Source organism: Klebsiella sp. MS 92-3 (assembly GCF_000195655.1).
GTDB lineage: Bacteria > Pseudomonadota > Gammaproteobacteria > Enterobacterales > Enterobacteriaceae > Klebsiella > Klebsiella pneumoniae.
On the sequence record NZ_GL882856.1, the window covers coordinates 6,873 to 7,113 of the forward strand.

The following is a 241-nucleotide window of genomic DNA, read 5'->3' on the forward strand; positions in this document are numbered from 1 at the left end:
CCCAAGGGGATCACAGCGAGCGCTGAAGATCGTCCCTGTAGGGCAGGGCGGTCATGGCGCCTTTGGCGGTGGTGGCCAGGGCGCCGCAGGTTTGCGCCAGCGCGAGGTCGGGAGCCAGGGCTGCGAGGTTGTCCGGGATACCGTGGGCGGCGAGGCCGGCGAGTAGCCCGGCGACAAAGGCATCGCCGGCGCCGGTGGTATCGACGGCCACCACCGGGCGGGCAGGGAAGTGGCTAACCTG

General features: G+C 71.4%; 1 protein-coding gene. It reads right to left on the bottom strand.

From position 1 onward, the window contains the following. Positions 1 to 10: 10 nt before the first annotated feature. Positions 11 to 241: PfkB family carbohydrate kinase (locus tag HMPREF9538_RS04145; protein WP_009486126.1), on the bottom strand; the 231-nt coding region annotated here is incomplete at its 5' end.